18 protein-coding genes and 1 pseudogene are annotated in these 23,835 nt (G+C 37.0%); 13 read left to right on the plus strand and 6 right to left on the minus strand.

What is annotated here, in order from left to right; translation table 11 throughout:
* Positions 1-107: 107 nt before the first annotated feature.
* Positions 108-3,803 carry a neuraminidase-like domain-containing protein gene (locus M997_RS17880; protein WP_346238641.1) on the minus strand — a complete coding sequence of 1,232 codons (3,696 nt, stop codon included), beginning with the start codon at positions 3,801-3,803 and terminating at the stop codon, positions 108-110.
* A 691-nt stretch (positions 3,804-4,494) separates the two neighbouring features.
* On the opposite strand from M997_RS17880, the gene M997_RS16430 reads away from it, so the two are divergent.
* Positions 4,495-5,373 carry a LysR family transcriptional regulator gene (locus M997_RS16430; protein ID WP_064721199.1) on the plus strand — a complete coding sequence of 293 codons (879 nt, stop codon included), beginning with the start codon at positions 4,495-4,497 and terminating at the stop codon, positions 5,371-5,373.
* A 55-nt stretch (positions 5,374-5,428) separates the two neighbouring features.
* Here M997_RS16430 and M997_RS16435 read toward each other — a convergent pair whose 3' ends face one another.
* A complete protein-coding gene (locus M997_RS16435) occupies positions 5,429-5,890 on the minus strand; it encodes a regulatory protein RecX (RefSeq protein WP_064721200.1) in 462 nt (153 codons plus the stop codon).
* A gap of 368 nt (positions 5,891-6,258) precedes the next feature.
* On the opposite strand from M997_RS16435, the pseudogene M997_RS16440 reads away from it, so the two are divergent.
* The 7 genes and pseudogenes from M997_RS16440 to M997_RS16470 all read left to right on the plus strand — a co-directional run bounded on the left by M997_RS16440 (position 6,259) and on the right by M997_RS16470 (position 14,591).
* Positions 6,259-7,245, plus strand: a pseudogene (locus M997_RS16440) (hypothetical protein).
* Positions 7,245-8,387 (plus strand): BamA/TamA family outer membrane protein, encoded by a 1,143-nt coding sequence (locus tag M997_RS16445; RefSeq protein WP_064721201.1) that lies wholly within the window; start codon positions 7,245-7,247, stop codon positions 8,385-8,387. The pseudogene M997_RS16440 and the gene M997_RS16445 overlap by 1 nt, the downstream one beginning before the upstream one ends.
* On the plus strand, positions 8,387-9,541 hold the full coding sequence (locus tag M997_RS16450) for a DUF4056 domain-containing protein (RefSeq protein WP_064721202.1): 1,155 nt from the start codon (positions 8,387-8,389) through the stop codon (positions 9,539-9,541). The genes M997_RS16445 and M997_RS16450 overlap by 1 nt, the downstream gene beginning before the upstream one ends.
* Positions 9,542-9,815: 274 nt before the next feature.
* Positions 9,816-10,610: a protein bax gene (locus M997_RS16455; protein ID WP_064721203.1), complete on the plus strand. Its 795-nt coding sequence runs from the start codon at positions 9,816-9,818 to the stop codon at positions 10,608-10,610.
* A 163-nt stretch (positions 10,611-10,773) separates the two neighbouring features.
* A complete protein-coding gene (locus M997_RS16460; RefSeq protein ID WP_064721204.1) occupies positions 10,774-12,192 on the plus strand; it encodes an MBOAT family O-acyltransferase in 1,419 nt (472 codons plus the stop codon).
* Entirely contained in the window at positions 12,179-13,384 is a 1,206-nt protein-coding gene (locus M997_RS16465) for an SGNH/GDSL hydrolase family protein (protein WP_064721205.1), read from the plus strand. The genes M997_RS16460 and M997_RS16465 overlap by 14 nt, the downstream gene beginning before the upstream one ends.
* Positions 13,359-14,591, plus strand: coding sequence for an SGNH/GDSL hydrolase family protein (locus tag M997_RS16470; RefSeq protein ID WP_064721206.1), 1,233 nt, complete (start codon positions 13,359-13,361; stop codon positions 14,589-14,591). The genes M997_RS16465 and M997_RS16470 overlap by 26 nt, the downstream gene beginning before the upstream one ends.
* A 74-nt stretch (positions 14,592-14,665) precedes the next feature.
* On the opposite strand, the gene M997_RS16475 is transcribed toward M997_RS16470, so the two are convergent.
* The 4 genes from M997_RS16475 to gntR form a co-directional block, all read right to left on the minus strand.
* Positions 14,666-15,604, minus strand: a complete 939-nt coding sequence (locus M997_RS16475) for a methyl-accepting chemotaxis protein (RefSeq protein ID WP_064721207.1) — start codon at positions 15,602-15,604, stop codon at positions 14,666-14,668.
* A 151-nt stretch (positions 15,605-15,755) separates the two neighbouring features.
* Positions 15,756-17,093 (minus strand): gluconate transporter, encoded by a 1,338-nt coding sequence (gene gntU / locus M997_RS16480; protein WP_064721208.1) that lies wholly within the window; start codon positions 17,091-17,093, stop codon positions 15,756-15,758.
* The gene (gene gntK / locus M997_RS16485) at positions 17,090-17,641 is read right to left on the minus strand and encodes a gluconokinase (RefSeq protein WP_064721209.1); all 552 of its coding nucleotides are present in this window, start codon (positions 17,639-17,641) and stop codon (positions 17,090-17,092) included. Before gntK ends, gntU begins: the two co-directional genes overlap by 4 nt.
* Before the next feature lie 383 nt (positions 17,642-18,024).
* Positions 18,025-19,020, minus strand: a complete 996-nt coding sequence (gntR, locus tag M997_RS16490; RefSeq protein WP_064721210.1) for a gluconate operon transcriptional repressor GntR — start codon at positions 19,018-19,020, stop codon at positions 18,025-18,027.
* A 233-nt stretch (positions 19,021-19,253) separates the two neighbouring features.
* Between gntR and M997_RS16495 the strand changes: the two genes are divergently transcribed.
* Genes M997_RS16495 through modD form a run of 5 tightly spaced genes read left to right on the plus strand, consistent with a single transcriptional unit; the run spans position 19,254 to position 23,728 of the window.
* Complete coding sequence (locus M997_RS16495; RefSeq protein ID WP_064721211.1) at positions 19,254-20,285, plus strand: iron ABC transporter substrate-binding protein; 1,032 nt, start codon at positions 19,254-19,256, stop codon at positions 20,283-20,285.
* Positions 20,282-21,280, plus strand: coding sequence for a FecCD family ABC transporter permease (locus tag M997_RS16500; RefSeq protein ID WP_064721212.1), 999 nt, complete (start codon positions 20,282-20,284; stop codon positions 21,278-21,280). The genes M997_RS16495 and M997_RS16500 overlap by 4 nt, the downstream gene beginning before the upstream one ends.
* Positions 21,277-22,050, plus strand: a complete 774-nt coding sequence (locus tag M997_RS16505; protein ID WP_064721213.1) for an ABC transporter ATP-binding protein — start codon at positions 21,277-21,279, stop codon at positions 22,048-22,050. The genes M997_RS16500 and M997_RS16505 overlap by 4 nt, the downstream gene beginning before the upstream one ends.
* Before the next feature lie 8 nt (positions 22,051-22,058).
* Positions 22,059-22,883: a class I SAM-dependent methyltransferase gene (locus M997_RS16510; RefSeq protein ID WP_064721214.1), complete on the plus strand. Its 825-nt coding sequence runs from the start codon at positions 22,059-22,061 to the stop codon at positions 22,881-22,883.
* On the plus strand, positions 22,880-23,728 hold the full coding sequence (gene modD, locus M997_RS16515; RefSeq protein ID WP_064721215.1) for a ModD protein: 849 nt from the start codon (positions 22,880-22,882) through the stop codon (positions 23,726-23,728). Before M997_RS16510 ends, modD begins: the two co-directional genes overlap by 4 nt.
* Positions 23,729-23,835 lie beyond the last annotated feature (107 nt).

Raw genomic sequence — 23,835 nt, forward strand, 5'->3', positions numbered from 1 at the left:
TGAACAACAAATCATAAAATTTTTATTAGAAGGATTAAAATCACCGTTATAAGTATTTGGTATTAATTTATCAGTAGTTGAAAATTTTATTTTTTTATCTACACCTTTTAAAAAGATACCTCCTCCAGAAATATAAAAGAAATTTTGGTTATAATTATCAGATTTTTCGGTATAATAATCATCAACCTTTCCTGATTTAGTATCATAAATAAATAAGCTTCTTTTTTTCTGGTATTAATAGCAAAAATTAAAATAAGATCATTATAATTATTGAAAGTATCACCATTAGCTCTCTGTGCTAAAGGTGTTGTGAAATAATATATATCTGAAGGATCGACAGAATTAGACTCAAAAATTTTCTTTACCATCTCATTTCTATCAATAATATTATTTACATGGCAATTAACAAATGCTGACACAGCACAACTGACACTATTATCATTAAATTCAACAATCTTTGCTTTATTAATTTGACTACCATCAAGAGAAACAATATCACTTGTCGTTATATTGTTACCATTTGGTTTGGAAGGCTCTTTACTTATTACATATGATAAGGTTGTTTTAATAAAAAATTTATTATTTATTTTTTTAGTTACAAGATCACTTTCCGAATAAACATCAAAATAATCTTTAGAACTGGCATAAATAGCACCAGCAATATCTTCAGGAACAGATATTTTATTCATTTCCTCTTCAATTTTAAATACAAAGCATTTAGTTTTATCAAGTTTATCTGGATAACCTTTGTCCATTTGATAAAATGATAATATCAACTCTTCTTTGACTGCATCACTAGATAAGTAAAAATTAATACTTTCAATATCAAAAACATTATTACTTAATTCAAAATTAACCGCTGAACTCCAACTTCCATCATAACGAATATGAGAGAGTTTTAAGCTATATTTAATTTCTTTTTCAATTTTTCCCGCAGTTTCATTTTTTGCAGTTTCAATTCGTTCAACCCAAGCAACATATAAACGGCTATTAAAAATTACTGGTCGAATTAATCCATTATACGGATTCAACCCATTTTCAATTTTAGTCCACTCAGTCCAGGCATTGGCAGCCATTTTACCGTCTTTGATTTTACTATGATCAGCACTGCGCCAATAATAACTCATTTGATCAGCAGGATTACGACCAATAAAATAAGTAACTCCATCATCCAATGTGACACTATCATGATAACCACTTAATACTTCTAAATTCGCAATTTGTTCAAATGAAGTTAAATAAGTTTTAAAGGCATCATCTACCGTATCGCGGTTCACACTATTTTGGCTAATGGATTGCAATAAGGTATCCATCATTTTGGTTTGCCCAATACGCATGGTTGGATCAATATAGTTTTCAGGGTAATAAACTAATTTAGAAATCCCAGCCCATGTGCTATAGCGTTTATTAAACTCATTCCATTGCGCAAAGAAAGTGCGACCCTTCACATTCTTATCAACATCCTTTTCATCACCTGATAAGCAGTTATTAATATAAAACTGAAGATTGGCAATTGCCTGCGCAATTGGTGTTGTCATAATCTCAGCAGAAACTTGATTATCAATTAATAAGTGGTGATAAACATCATCACGACCCGTTAACGATGGGCTGTTACTTTGATTGGCATAATAATGGGTTAAAACGGCTGCTTTTTTCTCATCCATTAATTGAATAAGTTGCATAGTTTTATCACTATTTAAACCCGCCTGCATAATTTGGCTAAGTTTATTCCAGCTATCATACGTGCCAGAGACATTATTATTTTCGGTGTATTTTAACTCAATGAATAATTTAAAATCTTTCGGGGAAATACCCAGCATCTTAGATAATTCAAGATATTGAATAAGAACAGTAATATTTTGAAAATCTTTTAAATTTTTTGTTGGTGTCAGTGACAAAGCTTGATTAAGAGTTTCTTCATCAATATTTAAAATAGAAGCCATTTTTTCAGCTGTTAATGACTGATTTTTAATTCCAGTTAAAAACTCATGCGCCATATTGCCACATTGTGAAATAAAATGATGAAAATCAGTGAGATGTTTTATTCTTTCAATCGTTAATGTGCGACTTTCTTTAGGATAAAAAATTTCAGAATTAAAACTAACAAACTCCAATTCACATTTATTGAATCCAATTTTATTGGATACCAAAGTGACTTTTTTAAGTACATTAAAAAATAGTGCAATATTTTTCTTATCTTGTTCAGTTAAAGCATCTTTTATAATTAATGGTAGAATATCTTTTAAATGAACATTTTCTTTTTCAATATCAACCCACGTTAATATTGAATTTGCTTTTTCGATAGAATCAACACCCATTTCAGATGCAATAAATGAGGCAACGACTGAGAATTGTTCCGTATAGTCATTTGACGTATTTTTTAATATCGTTTTTAAATTATTAATTAACACGTCTAATTCAGAACTATATTCAGAATCGTATTTTTTTGAGCAAATTAAAAATAATTCACTAATGCTCCATTTTTCTTTTTTAGAAAACTTTATATATTCATTAATAGTATGAATTAAATTACCTAGTTCATCTGAAGTAGAATTAGATTTTATTGCGCCATTAAATGGTGCAGGTAAAATATCTATAAGCAATACTAATTCATTAACAGATAAACCGTGAATTTTTGCTATTAAGTGGAGACGATAAAGTAAAGAAAGATCTTGTAAATTACAATTAAACGTACTCATGACTTTATATGTCAATTGCCATAACATCTTCAATTCAATATAATTCACATTAAAAGCACGTTTTAAAATATTTACACGAATTGACTGCTCTGGAGTTAACGGATCATAAAAACTGATCGCTTTATCATCGTCAATCAAAAGCGTATCATTAAGTGGTGGATTATTAAATAATTGATCAAATTGAGAAGGTGATTTATCTAATGATGTTTTAGAAATTAAACCTCCATTAAGCACAATCGCTTGTTCTACTGTAATGGGGTAAGTATTCATCATCATTTGCAAATGAAAAATACTGCTTAACGTTTCTTTATCAATATTTAATTGAGTATTTTTAGATTGAATGGCTGTGATCACAGATAACAATGGCATTTCTGTGGCTTTATGTAATCTAATAATTTTATTTAATTTTAAAATATCTTTATTCGTCAGAGTTTCTTTTTTATTAAATACTTTGATAACAAATTGAGCATCTTTAATATCAATATTATAATATTCAGCGATAAAACGAGGGCTATTTAATAATTCGCTTTTAACATTACCAAAATTTTTCTTAAACAGCGCATCCGTATCTGTATCAACATTCTCGGTTAAAAGATTATAAAGTTCAGGGGAAATATCAGCTTGAATAGAGGCTAATAACGCAGAATCTAATATTTTAGTAACATCAGTAGCTGACATTAAACCTTCAAGATTTTTATCTTGAAGCATAATTGCTTGACGAATGGTTTCATAAGGGTGGTGATAAGGTGTCCCACCGGTTAAACGGTTGGTGGCTAATTCACGAAATAGATCTTTACCACTGCCTAATTTACTCTGCAATGCTGTAGTTAAAATTTGATTTGATAAAGAGAGGGTAGAAACTTCTTTATCCATATTATCTTGAGATAACACTAATTGCGCTAAATCAGGGCGACGTTTATCCAAGTGATAAATTGAATTTTCGGCATGTAAGGCTTTTGCTTCACGATAAAGTTCAGTTAAATAACCTGCGGGTGAAAACATCGATGCCACTGATTTAGAATCGACATAATGGTTGTCTCTATTTGGGATCCAATCACCTAATGCACGGCTTCGTGCTGATTGTTGTTGAATACCTAAAGCCACGGCATTTTGTACTTGTGGATTATTACGAGCTAAATGATGAGCTTCATTAAGCTTATTAACTTTTACCGCTTTTTGTGCGTGTGTGTATAATTTTTTTGCTTCATGCCAGCTTAGTTTTTCTTCGCTTAATGCACGAATTTCATGAAGTGATAATGGAGCTAAGTCTTTAAGTGAAATAGATTCTGAAGTGTTAGAATTCATTTTCATTAAAAGTGTATTAATGGTTTTCATTAAGTTTTTCCTAATATTATTTATTTAAATTTAATTTAAAAATAGAAATTAAAAATAGAAATTAAAAATATCTATCTTTGCGTCGAAAATAAAAATAACAGAAAAAACAAAATAGAAAATTGAACTATTTTATTCACTGAGTTGAGTTTTTTTATGCTTCTTAGGTTTCACTCGGAATTTCACTAAAAAATAGAAAACAAATAATACTAAAATTTAAAGATTATAAAAAACAAACAATCGATTGATTTTATTACTAGCCATTAAATTTATTACTCGCTATTAAATTTATTTCCAATACTTTTATATTTTTATCACATTTTATATATTATCCATTTTTCTATCATTTTTAGTCGGGCTGATAGAGAGATTGACAAATATCAATAAAACGAATGCAAATAGGCAGAGTATACGTATATCGATATCAATTATTAGCGCCTCGGAGTACTTAGGGAACAACACCATGTTTTTCTCAAAAAAAATCAATCAGTTCTTTGCTGTTGCGAACTGTCAGAGCCTTGTAAAAGCAGCCGATTTAATTAATGTTACTCCATCTGCATTACGCCATGGGCTTAATGAGCTTGAAAGTCAAGTAGGTAGATCACTCGTTAAACGTTCTAAAACAGGCGTAACACTAACCCCTACAGGGAAAGCATTATATGAAAAACTTTTCCCGTATTATGAAAAGATAAAAAGTATAGAAAACCAAATTTCAAGTACTAAAGAAGATAAGCAAAACCTAGCAATTAAACTTGATGGCCTTTATTACCCAGATTTAAAAACAAAATTATTGTCAATTAAACAAAATAGTCACTGTTATAATCTGTCTTTAACCGATGGCTATATCGATAATATTGAAAATGAACTGTTTAAAGATGGGTTTGATTTAGTTATCTCTTCTCTCGATTTTGAATATTCAAATAAAAATATTCAATCTGTGGATTTATGTACCCAAAAAGTCGGTATGCTGACCCACAAAATATTATTAGATAAGCATAAAAATCAGAGTATGAAGCAGTTTTTTAAGGAAGAAACACTGATACAAAGAAGTAGCACATTGCAAAATCCTATTTTTATATCAACGATTAATCGGCTTAAAGAAAAAGGTTATCAGTGTCATACCTTAGGTTTAACAGAGATGTCAGATGTTTTGCACTTTATTAATGAAGGCGCAGGTTACTGTTTTATTCCAGAAAATGCGCACTTCATTTCAAGTATTACTAATGAACAAGTGCAATTTATACGATCACCTTTTCCGTTTGATGTGTTACTGCATCAAAAAGTCTATTTTAAAAAAGATAACCAGAAAGACTTGGCCGATATTGCCATGACATTACGATAATCATGACATTACGATAACGCTGTTGAGTGCCTTAATTTTTTGACATTTTAGTCTATTAAAATAAGGCGCTCATATATTCAGAAGTAAATCCTCGATACTGCAGATACCTAATTTGTTTACTTTTTTCTTTAAAATCTTTTGGTTTATTCGTACCAAATTTGCGCTCTTTAAGTTCTTTGCACAGTTCGTACCAATCTGTGTCGGTCTCTTCTAATACACGCTCTATAATTTCAGAGGGAAAACCTTTTACTCTTAATTCTTGGCGAATACGTAAAGGACCATAAGATTTATTAAGGTAACTACGAAAAAAAGTGTACACAGTGCGGCTATCATCAAGATATTGGCTTTCTAATAAGCGTTCCATAACTTGTGGCAAGCACTCTTCATCGGTAACTGTTTCTTTTGCTCTATCTGTTTCTCTTATTTTTCGTTCTAAGCGCCGTTTAAGTTCAGTTGCGCCATAATCACGACGAGACAACATAAAAACAGCGTATTGGTATAACTCTTCATAGGTCATATAAGTTCCTTAATAAGGTAGCTCCATGCTAGGTGATTATTATTATCAATAATCACTAGGGGGTTATAACAGCTCCCTACTTTTGATGCCAATTTAATCAGGTAAATAAGTAAATAAAATATAATTAGTTCTATTTCTGACTAGAATTTATTTTTCTCTTTTTAACATTCACTAGTTTTATTAAGAATAGATTAGGAGATATAAGGATTTTTATTAAAAAATTACTGATCTGTCCCGCTATAACAGCAAATATAAGTGTATTTATCTCTACTTCGCACATATAGCTGGTGACCATTAACTTAAAAGAGATTAAAATTTTCGGCTACTCTTTCTAATTACTTATTTTCTAATTTTTTTGTGGGTTATGTATGCACTTTTCCAATTTAAATAAGGTGGTTTTCACTGCCTCTCTTCTCGCCACTAGCTTATCTTATGCAGACAGTGACCGCCCACTGTTCTCTTTAAGCGTTAATCAATCAGGTGGTACTGCCTAAAATAATGAAGGATCATTAGATACGCGCACCCCAGCAAGCCAATCTCGTGTTCTTCCTATTTGGGGTGATGAAGCCCGCGCCCGTGGTTATGATTTAGCTGAGCCTTTTGGTGCAAGCTATAGTTATATGAATCTACGCCAAGATATCGTTGTGGATAAGATTGGTTTTATCATGCCTAAAAATCCGGATACAGCTGGCGCTTTAAAAATTGATGCGGGCCATACTCGCGAAAAAAGTGAAACCCATATGCTAAAACTAGATAGCTGGGTTTTTCCTTTTATGAACGTTTATGGCTTATATGGTCGAACTAAAGGTACATCAAAAACAATCCTGAATGGAGGTAGTTTTGCTGGTATGCCTTTACCGTTTGTAGAGGGTATGCCTTTTGACCTTGATTTTAAAGGTGATACTTATGGTGGCGGTTTCACTTTAGCAGGGGGTTATAATCAATATTTTGCTACTTTTGACTTAAATTATACAAAGACAAATCTTGATATTTTAGATGGTGATATCAAAGCATTAATAATTTCACCTCGAGTAGGTTATGAATTTGTATTTTCACCTCTAATTGCCGGACAAGGCAATACAAAACTACAAGTGTGGACAGGTGCAATGTACCAAGATATTACCCAACGTTTTAAAGGTGATATTAATAAATTAAACCTTCCCCCAGCATTTGCTGGTTTAATCCAAGCATTAGATGATCCTGGTATGAAATTCGACGTTGAACAGCATCTTGCTCATAAATGGAGCCAGACTTTAGGTGCGCGTTTAGAAGTTACTCGTAATTTTAATGTTATTACTGAGCTTGGTTTTAATAATCGTAATAGCTTCTTTGTTTCAGGTGAGTTCCGTTTTTAATGGTTAAGTACCCTTTTATTTTTGGGCTGGCATTTGCCAGCCTCTTTATTTCGCACACAGCACAAGCACAACTCTTTCCTGATAGGCAACAAATAGACCAATGGCTTGCCGAATTAGGGGGCGAAAATAGCTTTGATCACAGCAAAACTATTGACTGGGGGATTCTTCCAGGACCTTTTTATACGCCAGAATTAGAATTTGGTGTTGGCATCGCTTTAGTAGGGCTTTATCAAGCAGATATGCGCCCCGATAGCAAAATATCCTCAATTTCATTAAGTGGCTTTGGTTCATCAACCGGTGCTTTTGGCATGACTTTTAGCAACTACACTTATCTTGCGGATGACACTTGGCGCTTTTATCTCACTGGCACACTAAATAATGTACCAACGAATTTTTGGGGAACGGGCTATCACGAAGGGCGAGTTAACGAGCATTTTGGGGAGTATCGCTCTCAAGAATTACGCCTAACCCCTACACTACTGCGCCAAATCACTAAGAATACTTATATTGGTTTGGGATGGGATTACTCTAACTTACAAGCAGCGGCACCAGATAATCCATTCAAACAATATATGAATGAACGTAATTTACCGTTACGTTCCACCAGCTCAGGATTAAGTGTGCACTTTAGTTATGATAGCCGTGATTTTTTGCCTAATGCTCACCAAGGGCAGGCTTTTGATATTAGCTATACACACTACTCCCCAGATACGGGTAGCAATAATCGATTTAATGCAACTCAACTACAATATAATTACTATTATCCTTTAAGTGATAATTCAGTATTAGCATTTGATAATTACGCGCGCTTTACTTCTGGCGAAGTACCTTGGAGCCAACTTTCTAAATTAAGTAATGGACATCAAATGCGTGGTTATTACGAAGGGCGTTACCAAGATAACCATGTATTTTCTAGCCAAATAGAATATCGTCAGAAGCTGAATTGGCGTCATGGTATTGCACTATGGGCAGGTGGTGGAACGCTCAGTGATCAAGCGCGTGATTTAGGTAAAGGTCATTGGTTGCCAAGTATTGGTATCGGCTATAGGTTTGAATTTAAACCACGTATGAATGTGCGTTTGGATTTCGGTATTGGTAAAGAGAGCACTGGCTTTTATTTTCAGGTTGGCGAGGCATTTTGATGTTGAGGTTTTTTCCTTTTCTTAAAATTATTGCTTTTTTTCTACTGCTATCGGGCTGTACCAATGTTGCTTCTGTAAAACCGCTTTCAGCTAACCTTGAAACCGAAACACAAGAACAAGCCGCTCAAGCTTGGCAAGTACCTGCGCCACTTGAAGCGCCTAATGGCTTAAGGCCATGCTGTGCTTTTGGCTACAATTTAAAAGTCAAAGCGTTAGGGATCCCCATTCCTTTTTATCGTATTGATAATGTGGTTGAAAGCTCAACATTAGGTAACCACCGTTATAACGATAATTTTTGGTTAGGCACCGCAGCAGTATTTGGAATTGGTAGTGAGAAGTCTGGCTTAATTTATTCTCATAAAGGAGGATTTATTGATATTGCCCATGTCCGCGATACTGCCGATTACACTTATTACTTATTTACCCATATTTATCCTAACTTAGGAAAAGAGTGGACTCTCACTCTTAGTGATGAGCTAGCAGAACGTAAAATTTATTTTAAAGCCTTTACACCGCCTGAAGATAAAGCACAACGTTACACCTTAAGCGCTTATCTTGCAGCCCGACTTGGCTTTCGCCTTGCTGTATGGCATGAAATTGCACAATGGTATGGATTTCGTTCGGTTCCCGGCTTTTCAGAAAGCATTTCGGCCTTCTCCCCTGAAGATCTTTATTCTAACTTGATTGGTGCACGCCTTGCTCTTACGCTGATTGTGAATGGTCACGCCACAACACTAGAACACTACAATCAATCTATGCAGGGTATTATTCCTTCAGCATTAGCTCAATTAGAAGCTCAACCTCGCGCACTAACCCAGCAATGGTTTGATGTTATAGATGGTCAATGGTGGGATAGTCAACAGCGAATACCTGAAAAATTTCTCGTGTTAAAGCGTGATTATAATATTTCAGATAGACGTGTTCCGCTGTTACCTTTTGAAGAAAATAGCGCACCTCATTTTCTTACACTACCAAGTGTTTACTTGGGTTATAACTTAAAACAATTAGCAGAATTTCAGCTTTGGAAAACAGAACATATGGAAGATTTACCTATTCCTAAAACCTACTGGAGCGAAGCGGATTTTACTGATTTAGCGGAAAAAGCGCTTCACACAGATAGCAAAATAAGCCCAAAAACAACAAAATTTGAGTAATTTTTAAACAAAAAGTACATATTAAAAATCCCTTTTTAAAGTAAATTTGAGTTAAATTGCACTATTTTTCATAAGATAAATTAAATATTACCGAGGAAAAGCATTTTTTGTTAAAACAAAAATTGATTATAAAACGGTATGTTCCATCAACATAAGTGTTTTTACTTAGTAAATCACTCGTAGTTATCCTAATGTGAAGCGATATTTTGTAGCTATGAAAAAAGTAATTTGCTAGTATTCGTTCGATTTTTATCCAGTTAAACGAGGAGAAGCAATGCCCTCTCAATTGATGAGGACAAGTGCCGTCTTCGCTTTCTTGATTTCACTACTCTTTACTGGGGCAAGCTTTGCTTCCACCAGTACCGGCAGTTCCCATATGCTGCAGGAGTATTCTCTCAAAGGTGTGTCGACATCATTGCCTGATTTGAGAAAATATCCTTCGGGAACACAGCGTAAGAAAGCGTTTTTAAATGTCATTGTTCCTATTATTGAACAAGTCAATAATAAGATATTGCAGGATCGTGAGTGGTTACTCGCTCAACGTAAAGCCCAGCACTGGGGCAGCGCAGATTTAAAAAAACTGCGTGATATCTGTCAATACTATGGCATTACATGTACCAGTCCAAAAAAGGTAAATTGGGATTCGTTAATGGCTCGCGTTGATATTGTTCCGACACACTTTGTCGCAACTCAAGCAGCTACAGAATCTGGCTGGGGAACATCAAAATTGGCACAACAAAATAATAATTTATTCGGCATGCGATGCGCAAGTCAGTCTTGCAATAATGTACCAGGGAAAACCAAAGGCTATGCAGCCTACCCTGATATTGAAGGCTCTGTAATTGCTTATGTGCGTAATCTTAATACGCACCGTGCTTATACTTCGTTGCGTTCATCAAGAGCACAACAAAGAATGACACAACAGCAACTTGATTCGCGTCAGTTAATCACTGACTTAAGGGGATATTCAGAACTTGGTTCAAGTTATAACGATTATCTCACCGAAATGTTCGACTCAAATAAAAAACTGATCTCTCAAGTTCAGTTGCAATCGAAGCCGAATAGTTAAGCCTTAATAGGCTTTCATAATGAAAAAAGCCACTTTTCTGTATAAGGAAAAGTGGCTTTTATTTATCACAATATAATCTTTTGATTGAAAGCCTGCTAAGAATTCATAATATATGGGTAAACATGTTTGATATGACTTTTGAACCATACCCTTAGAGCCATTTATGAATTTTTTTTCATTCGAGTTTCTCGGAGCCTTTATTAGCTTTTTTGTTGTCTATTGGCTCTTCCAAAAGCAGGTCAAAATACAAAATATCTTACTTATAACAGTAAGTTATGGGTTCTTATTTTATGCAGATTATCGTCCTGCGATAGTCTTATTAAGTTATACACTCTGTATTTATTTAATTACCAACATATTAACCCGATATACTTCGGCTAAAGTTATTTATTGGCTATTAGGTATATTGGTAGCCATTTACTTTATCCTCTTTAAATATTACTCATTTTTCCAAGAATCTTTGACTCAAGTTTTTCAGCAATGGGGACTCAGCGTTGAGCTTCCACTGATTGAGTTACTTGCGCCATTAGGGCTCTCTTTTTATATTTTTCATTCCGTTAGTTATGTGGTTTCTGTTTGTAAAAAAGAAATCCCCAAAGCCCCGTTTCTTGATGTCGTGCTCTATCTGTGCTTTTTCCCTAGCATTGTTGCTGGACCAATTAATAGAGCTAAAGAGTTTCTACCTCAAATTCAAGCGCCAACCCGAAAGATCATTGATTATAAAGGGGCGTTAATGCTGATTGTCTTAGCCATTATGAAGCTGTTTTGGTTAAGCGGCTGGTTTTCCACTAACTATGTTGATCCGGTATTTAATGCACCCGATTTAGCGCAGAGTGGACAAGTATTAACTGCAATTTATGCTTATGCATGGCATATCTATTTTAACTTTTCGGGTTATACCAACCTAGTGACAGGTATTGCATTATTACTTGGATTTGTGGTTCCTCGTAACTTTAATGCACCTTATTTAGCGATTAACTTAGCGGACTTCTGGCGTCGTTGGCATATTAGTTTATCAACCTTTATTCGTGATTACGTCTATATTCCTTTAGGGGGAAATCGCAAAGGTGCGATAAGACAAAATTTTAATGCTTTTGCAGCAATGGTTATTTCAGGCTTATGGCATGGCGCAGCAATGACCTTTATTATTTGGGGTGCTATTCATGGTGTTGGTGTGGTGTTATTAAATATTAAACACCGCCTGTTCCCTGCGCGTAAAAATGCGGCACCTAACTTTTTATCTTCATTAAATATGTTGTTGTCATGGATAATTACATTCCATTTTGTCTGTTTTGCTTGGATATTTTTCCGCAGCCAAACTGTTAGTGATGCAATAGTACTTATCCAACAACTTTTTAGTACAGGTGCTTGGGCCTCATTACAAGCGCAAGGATTAACGCTAACAATGTTCTGGGGTTTATTCCTCCTCTATCCGTGCTTTGTCACATTAAGAGACGTTATTATCCGACTTGAACGTAGAATACCGTGGTATGTCTATCCAATTCCTTTAGCGCTTATTTTGACTGTCATTTTTATGTTGTCTCCTGATGGGGTTCCGGGGTTTATTTATGCCAGCTTTTGATTTCTGTTCAAATTTAAAAAAGACAGCAAAAGTTGCTTTTATGGCACTTGCAACTGCCTTGTTACTCATTTGGCTAAACCAAACCTCGTTAGAGCGTTTTTGGCAACAGCAATATCATCGTCCTGCACCTTGGTCTGGATTATCTAATCATTACGGGTGGCAAATTGGTGGTCAATTGCGTGACGGAATTTTTATCGCTGCTGAAAGTTATGGTGATTATCTACGCATTCATCACCCAGATAATCAAGCCAAACCGAGGGTGAAAGTCGATGTGATTGAACAGTTGCCAGAAGGCTTTGCTGTGGGACTGCATTTTTTCAATGGGTATACTCGTCCTGCTTATCAGTTAACTCAGCGCTTTCCGCAATTATTGCAACGACAACATGCCAAAGGTGCATTACCCTATATGTCAGCAACAGACATTTCTAATGCTGCTTTAGAAGCACCAAAACCGATAGTACAAAAAACCGAAGTCATTTTATTACCAAAAGATAAAGTCTTATTTGCTGGCGACTCGATGATGCAAGGTGTTGCGCCTTTACTTAAACGCCAGCTTCAATCTGATTATAAAATCAGTAGCATCGATTTAAGTAAGCAAAGCACAGGTTTAGCTTACCCTCGTTTTTTCAATTGGCCACAGACCATTGCCAACCGTTTAGCAAGCGACGATTCCATTAAGCTTTTAGTTGTCTTTTTAGGGCCTAACGATCCTTGGGATATGCCACCTGACGGTGGGGGTCGTTATCTTAAATTTGCCAGCGAAGCTTGGGAGTCGCTTTATCGCGCCCGTGTTGCCGGCATTATGGAAAATGCGCGTCAAAATAATGTTACTGTCATTTGGATTGGTCCGCCTAATATGCGCAAACAGAAGTTATCAGAAGGTATGGCCTATCTTGATAAACTTTACCGTGAAGAGGCCGAAAAACAGGGCGAAATTTATCTTTCTGTCAATGATATGTTTAAATATGAGAAAGATATTTACTCTGATTATATGGGTGATGGCAGCAGCCAAGTAAAATTACGTGCTGGCGACGGGATCCATTTCAGTTGGAAAGGCCAGCAAATTATTGCCCAACACGTATTCTCGCGAATTCATCTTCAAGAAGAACCGAAAGATGAAACCGTAGATGATGTAGATACAAAAGATAAAAATATGGTTATCTCAAATGAAACAAATAACGCACATCCTTGAGCGTAGAACCTTAGTCGGTAGCGCAATTATACTGGCTTTAGTTTCTCTCTTAGTGGCTTGTAATCAAGAGCAAGAAAAAACCGTTAAACTGCCGACATCAACGGTGTTGCCAGCTGATGGTTCAAGACAGCTTTATAATTATCATGACCCGAACTTTACTCGTTTTGTGCAAAAACTAAAGCAAGGCCATCAAACTGTACATATTGTTCAGTTAGGTGATTCGCATACGGCGGCTGATTTCTTTAGTGGCAAGTTACGTGATCGTTTTCAGGCGGATTACGGTAATGCGGGAATTGGTTTTGTGCCACCCAATACTATCCCAGGGCAGCGTACTGCCAATATGCAATATCAAAGTGATAAAAAAGCCTGGACGTTACTTTCAAGCCGCAAAGATAGTGATCCTGATTTCCCACTAGGTGGATTTATCAGTGAGCCTCAAGCAAAATGGGCAAAAATACAGTTATCAGAAAACCCAGCGACTCAGCAACGCTATCAATTACAAGCGTTATATAAAGCCCCTACAGCAGCGCAAATAAGTGTTCAGTCGTCAAATTCACGAACACTATCGTTATCGCAAACTCATGGTGAATGGCGATTTTCAAACCCTACACCGGTCACCTTCCCAGTGAATGTTACGCTAAATAAAAGCCAGCCAGTAAAATTAGGGGGGTGGTTAATTAGCAATCAAAAACCGGGGGTGATGCTATCTACTTTAGGTATTAATGGTGCAACTATTAATATGATGGATAAATGGGGTAGCCAATGGACGGAAACGTTAGGTCAATTACATCCTGATATGGTGATTTTGGCTTATGGCACCAATGAAGCCTTTAACGATACTTTTGATTTAGTCGCTTATCGTCAACAGTTAACCGATAAAATTCGCCAAATTCGCCAACAAGCTCCTAATAGCGCGATTTTATTAATTGGCCCTTCCGACTCTATCAAAAATAAAGAAGCGCCAGATTGTCGCTCTCAACAGCCACAATGGCTAACTGATATTGTAAAAATCCAAAAAGAAGTTGCTCAGCAAGAGAAAACACTATTTTGGGATTGGCGTAATTATATGGGTGGTGAATGTTCCATTAAGGCATGGGCAATTTATGATTTAGCGCGACCAGATGGTGTCCATCTTACTCGCGAAGGTTATGAAAGCAGCGCAAATACCTTATATGGACAGTTATCAGCACTAATCAAAAAAGGCTAATTTGTCTTTTATGATGACTAAAAAGGAGCTTCTTGCTCCTTTTTTAATTTTAGTAAGAAAAATCACTAAATTATTTAATTATTGAAGGATCCCAGCAATACATCAACATATTTAATCACATTAACGCTGGCTTGTTCCATTTGCTCAATATAGTGTTTTACTGCATTTTCATCACCGATTAAATTTGCAGCTAATGCCTGACGCCCACATTGGTGCACTAATTTATGTGGTTCTTCTAAACGGCGAAAAGCTTCTGTGCCGGCAAATTTACGTCCATCACCTTGGTAATACCATTTTCCTAAGCGACATTCAGTATGTTGATTAACACAATTTTCATCATCATTATTGAGTAAATGAACATAAATTGCTTCTTTCCACAAAACATGATCAAGTTTAACGGTGTTAAAAAATTGCTGCATCGACATAAATTGGCAGATATGTTTAAGCTCACCTGCATGTTCTGCAAGCGCACTTAAGTTTTCATGCCCTTCAGTAACAATTTTTTTAACTTCTTGTAATTGTTGCTGATTTTTTAATGTATTTTCTTTTACCGGAATAAATCGAGAACTGACATTATTATTAATTGTCGCAATAGCCGAAGCTTGGCGCTGAATTTCTAACGACAGTTTTTTCATTTCTTGAGCTAATACTGAAAAACCCGCACCCTCTCTACCAATATGTCCCGCTTCAATGGCTGAATTAATAGATAAAATATTTGCCTGACTTGAAAGCCGGTCAATATTGTTTGCGCTGTCTTTGATTTTTTTTAACCAACTAGAGAAGTTTTCAATTTCTTCATTGCTATGGGTAAAATGCCCATCAATTTCATTTAAAAATGAAGCCAATGATTGAGCATTATCTAACATGTCATGAAATAGTTGCTCCATCTCATCTAATAACACAAGCCTATCATGGAGTTTTTGACTGGATGTCAAAATGGAATCTCTGATAAGAGTAATCGTATGAATATTACAATCAGTATGTTGAATAAACAGCGTATTATAATCGACCATAAAGTTATGATCCCCACCTTGTTCACTAAGCAAATAAGGCTGTAGATTAATTAGCTGCTAATTATTTTCTGTCATAATTTATCGTTATTTATAGCAATGAAAAATGGCACATATATCGATGTGCCATTTCTAAAAAAGTGAATACTCTTTTTTATAAGAAGGCGAAGAAAACCATACCAATAATCGCCCCTGTCGTTCCTAAAATCGTTTCCATCAATGACCACGTTTTTAAGGTTTGTGATTCTGTCGCGCCAGTAAATTTACCGTATAACCAGAAACCAGAATCGTTTACATGACTTAAAATAATAGAACCACCCGCGATACAAATAGAAAGTGCAGCCATTTGTGCACCGCTATAACCTAATTCACCAATAACGGGTAAAACTAAGCCCACTGTTGTTAAACAAGCCACTGTTGCGGAACCTTGAATCACTCGCACTGCGCCCGCTAATACAAAGCACGCTATTGCAATTGGCATTCCCGCACTAATTAATGAATTACCTAAAGCAGGACCTACACCAGAATCGACCAATACTTGTTTAAAAACGCCACCCGCACCGGTAACTAATAAGATAATACCCGCAGGTTGAATAGCCGCAGAGCAAATCTCCATCACCTTTTCTTTACTCATACCACGGCGGATCGCTAAGCCATAAATCGCAACTAAACAAGCCACTAAAATCGCAATAAAAGGATGGCCAATAAATTCTAAGATATTGTATAAACGAGTACCTTGCTCTACAAAACGTGCACCAATGGTTTTACATCCCACTAAAATTAAAGGGAAAAGAACCAAAGCAAGACTAAAACCGAAAGAAGGCATTTTGTTATGACCTAAACTTGGTTCTTCTAAATCTTTTGGTAATTCTAATGTAACGTAACGACTAATAAAGTTACCAAAAATAGGGCCTGCAAGTAACATACTCGGGATCGCTGCAGATAAACCAATTAAAATCATCCAACCGAAATCAGCACCCATCTGGTCAGCTAATAACATTGGTGTAGGGCCTGGTAATAAGAAAGCGGCCGCCGCTGCAACACCCGCAAAAAGAGGAATAGCCATTTTAACGACATTGCCGCCAGTGCGACGAGCAACAGCAAATACCACACCAATTAACAGCACCACTGCAACATCAAAAAATAAAGGTAACGCACAGATAAGACCCGCAATACCTAACGCATAATTAGCGCGCTTTTCACCAAAATATTTTAATAATCGAACTGCTATTTGGTCTAATGCACCAGTTTCGTGTAATACCTTACCGAACATGGCACCTAATGCGACCACGATAGAGAGAAACCCAAGTGTACCTCCCATCCCGTTTTGCATGGTTTGGGTGATTTTTTCTAACGGCATTCCTGAAAAGATACCGGCACCAATAGCAACAATCATTAAGGCGATAAAGGCATGTAAACGTGCGTACATAACAAAAAAGAGTAGCAGTAATACAGAACCAACCGCAGTTAATACAAGCGTTAAAGTGCTCATACTTTATTCTCCTCAGAAAGCGCCGTTACTGATTTAACGGTGTTGATTACTTGTTTGATAACCGCATCAAGAGGCGCTGAAATATCAATTTCATACACATCTTTTTCATCTTTCGTTGGTTCTTCTAATGTTTCAAACTGAGTCACTAGCATTTGAGGTTTAAAGAAGTGCCCTTTACGTGCTTTTAAGCGGCTTTCAATCAGAGAATAATCACCTTTTAAATACAAAAAGTGTAAGCATTGGTTGCCGTCTCTTAGCAAATCGCGATACTGCTTTTTCAATGCAGAACAAACAATTAATGAAACTTCATTAGTACGTTGCATCGCAAAGGCGGCATCATTTAATGCTTTTAGCCAAGGTTTACGATCTTCATCATTTAGCGCATTACCTGACGCCATTTTGGTGATATTGGCACGAGGATGAAGAAAGTCTCCATCTAAAAATGCAGCGCCTGTATGCTGTGCAACACCGCTTGCCACCGCAGATTTACCGCTGCCTGATACCCCCATTAAAATGAACACATGGTGTAGGGATTGGGTATCGCTCATATATTGCTCCTTAAGGCAGACATTGATGTCTTTTTCTTGTAATGTTACCCGTAACTGTTACGGGTAACATTACCTGAACAGTGAAGATAAAAACAACAGCGAAAGTAAACTAAGAAGTGAAAATGTGAAGTTACTCGCAAATGAATATCGAGTAATCAACAAAGTTACAACAAATTGCCTTATTACTGATAAATTTTCGCGACATTATCTCACGCCTAATAAAGAACAATATCTCATAAAACCGACAACTCGCTTATAAAGATAAAAAAGAAAAATATGATTAAAAACTTATGGCAATAAAAAACCCTATTATTTTATAAAAATAATAGGGTTAAAAAATCTTTCTAATTTTATTTTTAATATAAATCAATCACCTAATAGCACTATATACTTTCGCCTGTAATAATGCGAAAGCCAACATCAATAATTTGTCCACGAGTCGTTTTGCCTTTCATTCGTTTAAGTAATAAATCAGCGGCTTGCTGACCCATTTCATCACGAGGCGTAAAAATACTGGCTAAACGTGGCGTCATTACTTGACCAACATCATGGCCGTGAAAACCGGATATCGCTATCTCATTAGGTACGGCAATACCTACACGCTGACACTCAAACACAGCCCCGATAGCAATATCATCGTTGGTACAATAAAGCCCATCTAAATCAGGATATTGCTGACGTGCGGCGTGTAATAACTCAGCACCTAATGAATAAGAAGAGCTTTTAGGTGTCATCACATTGCCTGTTGGTAGGTTGGCATTGTGCATCGCTTTTTCATAGCCTTGCAAACGCATAATTGTACGCTCATCTTGCCTTGCACCGAGGTAAATCACTCGCTTACAACCACGTTGGATCATCTCATTTACCATTTGGTAAGAGGCTTCAACGTTATCTAATCCCACCGCAGAATCAAAACACGGCGATACACTATCCATAATTTCAACAACAGGAATACCCGCTGTCTCTAGCATTTTTAAGGTTCTAGGTGTGTGATGACGTTCGGCAAGAATAAGCCCATCAATATTATAAGAGAGCAAAGAAAGCAGACGTTCTTCTTCTTTTTCAGCACGATAACCATAGTGCGCTAACATAGTTTGATAACCATATTTATCCGTTACCGATTCAATACCTCGGATAACTTCAGCAAACACTTGGTTAGTTAGCGAAGGCAATAACACACCTATCGCATGGCTAGTCGCGTTAGATAAAATATCGGGAGCACGATTAGGAATATAATTAAGGCTATCTAATTCACGAGCAATTTTTTCTCGTAAAGCTTCAGAGACCTGTTCTGGATTACGCAAAAAACGACTCACTGTCATTTTAGTGACACCAACTCGATCCGCAACATCCTGTAATGAGGGGCGCTTTTTCTTCATTTTATATCGTAGTTATCCGCAAACATCATCATTATTACTATGCGTTTTATTTTTCAATAAATCGATTATATCCCTACGTTATACACTATTTTGCATAAAGTTTATCGGCTGTGTAGTGAGATTTGATTTTGTCTGCCAATCCCTTGACTTAAACCAAGAGAAATATAGTATCTTTCGCTATATAATAGATGAAATAACGATATCAATATAAAACAATATAACAGTGTAAAATTATGGCTATCAATCGACGATTATTTCTTACCTACCTCACAACTATCGCAACACTTTCAGCGCTGCCTCACTCCGTAAGAGCGGCAATTACATCTCGTATCGCCGCACAGTTTGGACATATACCCGCACCTGATGCTATTCATCGGGTAATCAGCGCAGGTCCACCAACAGATCAACTATTACTGGCGTTAGCGCCTGAAAAACTGTTGGGTTTTTCCTCGCTAAGTTTAGAAAAAAGCCCAATATTTGCTGAAGAATTACGTCAATTACCTCGCTTAGGCCGGCTTTCAGGGCGAGGAAGCACGCTTTCTTTAGAAGCATTAATGAGCTTAGCCCCTGATATTATTCTTGATGTGGGAAATGTTGATGAAACCTACCGTTCATTAGCAAAACGCGTATCAGAGCAAACGGGTATCCCTTATGTTTTGATTGATGGCACACTAAAAGATAGCCCAGCACAATTAAGACAAACCGGAGCCTTGTTAGGAGTAAATGAAAAAGCAGAAATGCTGGCATTAATTGCTCAACAATATATTGATGATGCGTTGTTGTTTGCTTCACAGCAAAAAGAGAAACCTCGTTTTTATCTTGCTCGAGGAGCAAAAGGGCTACAAACAGGAACCAGAGGTTCTATTCATACCGAAGCAATTGAAATATTAGGTTTTGAAAATGTGGTAGATGTACCTGATTTTACGGGACTAACTGATATTTCACCCGAACAGCTATTAATGTGGGATCCTGAAATTATCATTACACAAGATGAAAATGCCTATCAGCAAATCACACAAGACTCAATATGGAAAAGCACCCAAGCTGTTAAAAACAAACATGTACTGCTATTTAAAGGGCTGCCTTTTGGCTGGTTAGATGGGCCTCCTGGCATTAATCGTCTATTAGGTATGCGCCGCTTGCAAAGTCATTTTGACCCTCGATTAGAAAAATCAGTCGCTAATGATCTGCAAAACTACTTTGCTCATTTTTACCATACGCAATTAAATGCTGAACAATGTCAGCAATTGCTGGGGTCTTCATGAGTCAATCGGCACGCATCACGCTTTTGTTGGCGTTATTTTTTCTTACTGCGTTAATCGCTATTACTAGTGGTAAGTATTCACTTACCACTCATGAGTTGTGGACACTCATCAGCAACAAAATCTCAGGCAGCCTTGAATATAACCGCACTGAAACTGTTTTTTGGCAGATAAGGCTTCCTCGTGTCTTAGCCGCCATATTAATTGGTGGTGGGCTTGCATTAGCGGGGGCGGCATATCAAGGGATGTTTCGTAATCCTTTAGTTTCTCCTGATATTCTAGGTGTTTCTTCAGGTGCAGGTGTTGGTGCGGTTTTAGGTATTTTTCTTGGGCAATCGATGTTCTCTATTCAGCTTTTCGCCTTTGCTGGCGGGCTTGCTACGGTTGCCCTCGTTTACTTTATTGCCAAATTAGCGCGACAGCACGATCCTGTTTTATCTTTGGTTTTAGTAGGAATTGCCATTAGCGCATTATGTGGCTCTGCCATTTCGTTAATGAAAATTCTCGCCGATCCTTATACTCAACTGCCTTCTATTACATTTTGGTTGCTAGGCGGGCTTTCTGCGATTACAGCTTCTGATTTGCTTTCTGTCGCACCACTGATGTTGATAGGTTTTATTCCTCTAATTTTACTTCGTTGGAGAATGAACATACTTAGTTTATCCGATGAAGAAGCACGATCACTGGGGTTAAATGTTGAAGTCACACGGCTTGTGTTTATTCTTTCAGCGACATTAATTACGGCAAGTGCTGTCTCTATTGCGGGAATTATTGGTTGGTTAGGATTAATCGTTCCTCATATTGCTAGGTTGTTAGTGGGTGCTAACTTCAGTCAACAGTTACCTGTTTCCTTGCTTGTAGGCGCGATTATGCTGTTAATCACTGATACATTAGCTCGTACTATCGCCAATATTGAACTTCCTTTAGGCATTTTAACATCTGCTATTGGTGCCCCATTCTTCTTGATGTTATTACTCAGAACAAGGAGAGATGGATGATTATCGCAAAAGCAGATCAACTCGCCATTGGCTATAAAAATAAAGCCTTAATAACAAACCTCTCATTTAGCATCAAACAAGGGCAAATTATCTGTCTATTAGGAGCGAATGGCTGTGGTAAAACCACATTAATGAGAACCTTGCTCGGCTTATTACCTGCAATCAGTGGCTCGATTACGATAGCGAATAAATCGCTAACAGAGTGGTCACCAACAGAGTTAGCCAAAGTCATTGCTTATGTGCCACAAGCTAGCCATATTCCCTTTGCTTTTAATGTAATCGATATGGTGATTATGGGGCGTGGGGCGCATTTATCTTTTTTTTCTATGCCTAATAAACAAGATAGAGCTATGGCGATGGAAACCTTAGAAATGCTTTCGCTTTCTCATCTCGCCAATAGAACCTTTGATACCCTAAGTGGTGGCGAAAAACAGATGGTATTAATTGCGCGAGCATTAGTGCAAAAACCGCAGCTGCTGGTGATGGATGAACCAGCTGCGAGCCTAGATTTTGGTAATCAAATCAAACTGCTTACCCAAGTTAAAGCGTTAAAACAGCTCGGCATTAGTGTGTTTATGTCCACTCATCACCCACAACATGCGGCAATATTGGCTGATGATGTCATTTTACTCACACCTCATACCCAAGTTTTGCAAGATAGTCCGACTATTTTACTGACACCCGATAATTTAGCGCACCTTTATGGTGTAAAACCAACAGACATTCAGGCGCATTTTCACGCCTACTCAGATAATAAAAACAGAATATAGGCAAGAATATGAATACGATAGAAACAACAGATTTTGATGAACTATATAAAAACCATATGGCACAGGCTGAAAGAACCAAAAAAGAGCCTGAACATTGGGATAAACGTGCTGAAAAAATGGCAGAAACCTGTGCTAATCCTAACGATCCTTATTTAATTAAATTTCGTGAAATGATGGATTTTACCGGTGCTGAAACATTACTTGATGTCGGTTGCGGCCCTGGCTCTATCAGCATTCACGTTGCAGATAAATTCAAACAAATCATTGGTATTGATTACAGCACTGGAATGTTAACTGTTGCTAAGCGCAGAGCCGAACAAGCAGGCATTAATCACGCGCAATTTATCACTTGCTCATGGGAAGATAGCTGGGATGAACTGCCTCGTTGTGATATCGCCGTTGCTTCTCGTTCTACGCTAGTGATGGATTTAAAAACCGCACTGATTAAGCTTAATCGCCAAGCCAAATTGCGTGTTTATACAACTCATACGGTTTCACCGACCTTTGTTGATCAACGTATTATTCGCTTGTTAGGTCGTGAAGTTCCTACACTGCCCACCTATATTTATGCGGTTAATATGCTTAACCAAATGGGTATTCACCCTAGAGTTGATTATATTCGTAGTCGTAATTGTCAAAGTAATTTCAATACACTAGAGCAATTTATTGAAGGTATTAATTTCTCAGTAGGCCCATTAAGTGAAGATGAAATCGCCCGTTTACAAAAATATTACCACCAGAGTATTAAAAATGGTGTTTCACTGATTTCGCCAACCCGCGATTGGGCGATGGTCTCTTGGGATGTGGTACCTGAAAGTGAGTTATTGTTATGATTTATTACCCTGATGCCTTTTTAGATAACCTATTGATGGAAGATATTCAATATGGTGATTTAACAAGTCGCGCGCTGAATATTCAAGACAAACCGGGTGTTATGACCTTTACACGCCGCGAAACAGGCTGCATCAGCGGTATTGAACTTGCTCGTCGCTTACTTGAAAAACTAGGCTTAAACGTAACAACACATCTGCAAGACGGTGATTTTGCCGAACAAGGTGCTTTGCTAATTACCGCTGAAGGCCGTGCTGATGCGCTTCACCAAGGCTGGAAAGTGGTGCAAAACGTATTAGAGTGGAGCTGTGGCGTTAGTGATTATATGGCGAAAATGTTAGCTATTTATCATCGCTATCAACCTAAAGGACAAATTGCCTGTACGCGCAAAAATATCCCTAATACTAAATTGCTTGCGACACAAGCGGTGCTCGCGGGAGGTGGAATTATTCACCGCCAAGGCTGCTCAGAAACTATTTTACTGTTTGCGAATCATCGTCGCTTTTTAGTTGAACCTGATAATTGGGCGCTGCATGTTAAACAATTACGCCAAGCAGCCCCTGAAAAAAGTATTGTTGTAGAGGCCGATGATATTGAACAAGCAAGAGAAGCGCTAAAAGCCCAGCCAGATATTTTACAGCTCGATAAATTCTCAATTGAAGATATCGCGCTACTTCAACAAGAAGCGCCTAGAACTGCCCCTCATTGCCATCTTTCATTGGCTGGCGGTATTAATCTTCATACGATAGAAAAATATGCACAAACAGGCATCACCTTAATGGTAACGTCTGCACCTTATTATGCTCCACCGGCAGATATTAAAGTTCGTCTGCGCCCAAAAGATTAAATAAAAATAGCAACTTACAAGTTAGTAAGTGTTTACGTATTTAGTCAATAATAAACAAAGGCAATACGCGTTGTAAATACAGTGAAGTAAACTACAAGGAGGCGGTA

Source organism: Proteus hauseri ATCC 700826 (genome assembly GCF_001654965.1).
Classification (GTDB): Bacteria; Pseudomonadota; Gammaproteobacteria; order Enterobacterales; family Enterobacteriaceae; genus Proteus; species Proteus hauseri.

Excerpts from the sequence above, each read along its gene's own strand:
- modD (WP_064721215.1), top strand. The coding sequence starts at position 22,880 with ATGATTTATTACCCTGATGCCTTTTTAGATAACCTATTGATGGAAGAT.
- gntR (WP_064721210.1), bottom strand. The coding sequence starts at position 19,020 with ATGAAGAAAAAGCGCCCCTCATTACAGGATGTTGCGGATCGAGTTGGT.
- M997_RS16430 (WP_064721199.1), top strand. The coding sequence starts at position 4,495 with ATGTTTTTCTCAAAAAAAATCAATCAGTTCTTTGCTGTTGCGAACTGT.
- M997_RS16450 (WP_064721202.1), top strand. The coding sequence starts at position 8,387 with ATGTTGAGGTTTTTTCCTTTTCTTAAAATTATTGCTTTTTTTCTACTG.
- M997_RS16435 (WP_064721200.1), bottom strand. The coding sequence starts at position 5,890 with ATGACCTATGAAGAGTTATACCAATACGCTGTTTTTATGTTGTCTCGT.
- M997_RS16470 (WP_064721206.1), top strand. The coding sequence starts at position 13,359 with ATGAAACAAATAACGCACATCCTTGAGCGTAGAACCTTAGTCGGTAGC.
- M997_RS16465 (WP_064721205.1), top strand. The coding sequence starts at position 12,179 with ATGCCAGCTTTTGATTTCTGTTCAAATTTAAAAAAGACAGCAAAAGTT.
- M997_RS16445 (WP_064721201.1), top strand. The coding sequence starts at position 7,245 with ATGGTTAAGTACCCTTTTATTTTTGGGCTGGCATTTGCCAGCCTCTTT.
- M997_RS16460 (WP_064721204.1), top strand. The coding sequence starts at position 10,774 with ATGAATTTTTTTTCATTCGAGTTTCTCGGAGCCTTTATTAGCTTTTTT.
- M997_RS16505 (WP_064721213.1), top strand. The coding sequence starts at position 21,277 with ATGATTATCGCAAAAGCAGATCAACTCGCCATTGGCTATAAAAATAAA.
- M997_RS16510 (WP_064721214.1), top strand. The coding sequence starts at position 22,059 with ATGAATACGATAGAAACAACAGATTTTGATGAACTATATAAAAACCAT.
- M997_RS16495 (WP_064721211.1), top strand. The coding sequence starts at position 19,254 with ATGGCTATCAATCGACGATTATTTCTTACCTACCTCACAACTATCGCA.
- gntU (WP_064721208.1), bottom strand. The coding sequence starts at position 17,093 with ATGAGCACTTTAACGCTTGTATTAACTGCGGTTGGTTCTGTATTACTG.
- M997_RS16500 (WP_064721212.1), top strand. The coding sequence starts at position 20,282 with ATGAGTCAATCGGCACGCATCACGCTTTTGTTGGCGTTATTTTTTCTT.
- M997_RS16455 (WP_064721203.1), top strand. The coding sequence starts at position 9,816 with ATGCCCTCTCAATTGATGAGGACAAGTGCCGTCTTCGCTTTCTTGATT.
- M997_RS16475 (WP_064721207.1), bottom strand. The coding sequence starts at position 15,604 with ATGGTCGATTATAATACGCTGTTTATTCAACATACTGATTGTAATATT.
- gntK (WP_064721209.1), bottom strand. The coding sequence starts at position 17,641 with ATGAGCGATACCCAATCCCTACACCATGTGTTCATTTTAATGGGGGTA.